This window comes from Bacillus sp. AP50 (assembly GCF_040492675.1).
GTDB lineage: Bacteria > Bacillota > Bacilli > Bacillales > Bacillaceae_G > Bacillus_A > Bacillus_A cereus.
Window position 1 is genome coordinate 1 of the sequence record NZ_JBEUTW010000426.1, and the last position, 2,807, is coordinate 2,807.

The window sequence follows — 2,807 nt, forward strand, 5'->3', positions numbered from 1 at the left end:
CTGCACCCCCACTTGTTAGACGGTGTCTAACAAGTGGGGGTGCAGTTCAATGGCTAACTGTTTTTATTACTTTGGCATCACAAATATAGTTTCATTTGACTTAGAAAATTGATACTCTTTTCTCGCTAACTTCAAAATTTCTTCCTCATCGTCTGTTAAATTTTCTATGTTAGTCTTTAAAGAATCTTTATCTTTCTTTAAAGATACTAATTGCTTCTTTTGATCCGTAATCGTATCTTTCTTTTTATCAATTATTTCTTGTTGTTTCGTTAAAATATATTGAACATATAGAGTAGTTGCCGCAATAAAAAGGACCATTAAAATAAGTCGCCTTAACTTCTTTTTATTTATCCTACGCTTGTCACTAGGTTGTGATAATTGCTCTGGTATATTAGGAACATTTACTCGCTCGAGTTTCCTCATTCAAATCCCCCTAACCCATATTTTTCACTACCATCGGCACGTTTTCTTACTAAACTAAATTCTATTCTTATAAAATAAACTCCTTCACAAAAATATCCCATAAATTAACCAATTAAAGATAGCATTCGACGACATTTCCATATTTACACCGATTTTTTTTATACATGCTGCTATAAAATAGTAGTTTCTGTAATTCTTTTTCTACTATTGTAGAAGAGTTTTTTCACACAAAAAATTCCTTCCCCACATATCCATGTTATAACATGCTTACAAGGAGGGGGAATATGCATTACCGCACATTAGGTAAAACTGGAATAACTGTTTCTGAAATAGGTTTTGGCGCATGGGCAATCGGTGGTGATGAATGGGGACCTGTTAACGATAAACAATCTATAACCGCTATAAAAAAAGCAATTGAGTGTGGTGTGAATTTTATTGATACTGCGGATGTGTATGGTTTAGGACATAGTGAAAAGTTGGTAGCTACCGCGATTAAAGGACATCGTAATGATATTATCCTATCAACGAAAGGTGGTTTAATCGGACATCACTACGACCCTAATGGAGTTCCTGTATATGATACTCCCGAAAAAATCATCGCCGTATTCGAAACAAGTTTACAACGTCTTCAAACAGATTATATTGATCTTTATTTTTGTCATATTTGGTGGCATAATCGTAGAGAAACAGAAGCATTTCTACGTGCATTTGACATATTAAAACGTGATGGCAAAGTAAGAGCAGTCGGTGTTTCGACTCATGATTTACAATACATTCATCATTTCAATAACAACAACGAAATTGATATCGTACAACTTGATTACAATATATTAAATCGAAAACCAGAAAAAGATATATTACCATTCTTACAAGAGAAAAATCTAGGAGCTGTTATTCGTGGTCCATTAAAAATGGGCATTTTAACTGGAAAATTCACAAATAAAACAATTTTTCCAGATGGAGATTTACGCAAAGATTGGCCAAATGAAACTTGGTTTCAAGAAGACTTACAAACCGTAGAGAAACTTCGGCTGCTCTCAAATAAAAATCAGACCCTAGGGCAACTTGCACTTCGCTATGTACTCTCTCATCCGGCAGTAAGTGTTGTAATTCCTGGTGCAAAAACAGGAACACAAGCACAAGAAAATGCAAATGCATCTGTTCGCCCTATTTTGAGTGATGAAGAGCTTAACTATATTCATTCAATATAAAAAGCCCAATCCGGGCTTTTTAATTTGGCAAACTAATATCATACTCCATTCGCTTCGCTGTGTCCTCCGCAACATGCACACCTAACAAGTTTTTCACAATATGAAATGCCATATTAATTCCAGCTGAAATTCCGGCAGATGTTATAATATGTCCTTCATCTACAAACTTTACATTTTCTATAACTTCAACATTTTGAAACTCATTTTTAAACTTTTCAATACTAGCCCAATGTGTTGTTGCTTTTAAACCTTCCAGTAAACCTGCTTTCGCCAGTAATAGCGCTCCTGTACAAACTGAAGTCATCAGCTTTACTTCTTTCATTTGTTGGCGAATCCATTTTATTACTATTTCATTTTTTATTTCATATTTTCTAGCACCTAGCCCACCCGGAATTATTAAAATATCCACTGGTGGTAAATTTTCAATACTATAATCTGGCTGTACCTTCAATCCATTCCTTGCTGTAATCATTTCCCCATTCTCGCTAACTGTATAAACAGTAAATGTTTTTTCTTCATTCACCTCAGTTACAGAAAAAACTTCAAATGGCCCTGCAAAGTCTAACACTTCTACTTCATTAAATAAAAATATACCAACACTCCATTTATTCATCATAAGTTCACTTCCTGTTTCAAATGATGTAAAAGGTGATTATATCCTTTTTCTAATGCAATATCATACGCTGTTTTCCCATCATTTTTCTTAATCATCTTATTAGCTCCATTTTTAAGGAGCAACATAATTATTTCTTCATTTCCTAATAATGCTGCTTCGTGGAGTCCTGTCCAGCCACCACTTTGCATAATATTTACATCTGATCCTTTTTCAATTAAGAAAGCGACAAGTTCACTTTGCTTGTTCGCAATTGCCGCTTGCAAAGGTGTATTTTCATTTTCATTTTTCGCTCTACTATGTATATCTGCACCGCTTTCTAAAAGAAAACTCGCTATTTCTTTCTGTCCAAAATAAGCTGCTAAATGAAGTGGTGTCCAGCCATCTTCACTACATTCGTTAACAATACTTGGACTCGCCTTTATAAACTTCACTACTTTTTCCTTATTACCACTTATAACAGCTTGTGCTATTGATTGTAAATGCTCCATAATAATCTCCCATCCTTCAAAATATTTAAGCATCTCCTTCTACATGTTCTATTAATTATTATATTTTCC

General features: G+C 34.2%; 4 protein-coding genes. 1 reads left to right on the forward strand and 3 read right to left on the reverse strand.

Features of this window, described 5'->3' with window-relative positions; all coding sequences use genetic code 11:
* Positions 1 to 66 precede the first annotated feature (66 nt).
* Complete coding sequence (locus ABWK52_RS23930; protein WP_098281290.1) at positions 67 to 423, reverse strand: FtsB family cell division protein; 357 nt, start codon at positions 421 to 423, stop codon at positions 67 to 69.
* Positions 424 to 707: 284 nt separating this feature from the next.
* Here ABWK52_RS23930 and ABWK52_RS23935 point away from each other — a divergent pair, with 284 nt between their 5' ends.
* Positions 708 to 1,634 (forward strand): aldo/keto reductase, encoded by a 927-nt coding sequence (locus ABWK52_RS23935; protein ID WP_000559359.1) that lies wholly within the window; start codon positions 708 to 710, stop codon positions 1,632 to 1,634.
* A 19-nt stretch (positions 1,635 to 1,653) separates the two neighbouring features.
* Here the strand turns inward: ABWK52_RS23935 and ABWK52_RS23940 are convergent, their stop codons facing one another.
* Together ABWK52_RS23940 and ABWK52_RS23945 are read right to left on the reverse strand one after the other, a co-directional pair.
* Positions 1,654 to 2,250 carry a DJ-1/PfpI family protein gene (locus ABWK52_RS23940; RefSeq protein WP_000981432.1) on the reverse strand — a complete coding sequence of 199 codons (597 nt, stop codon included), beginning with the start codon at positions 2,248 to 2,250 and terminating at the stop codon, positions 1,654 to 1,656.
* Positions 2,247 to 2,738: an ankyrin repeat domain-containing protein gene (locus tag ABWK52_RS23945; RefSeq protein ID WP_000400681.1), complete on the reverse strand. Its 492-nt coding sequence runs from the start codon at positions 2,736 to 2,738 to the stop codon at positions 2,247 to 2,249. The genes ABWK52_RS23940 and ABWK52_RS23945 overlap by 4 nt, the downstream gene beginning before the upstream one ends.
* Positions 2,739 to 2,807 lie beyond the last annotated feature (69 nt).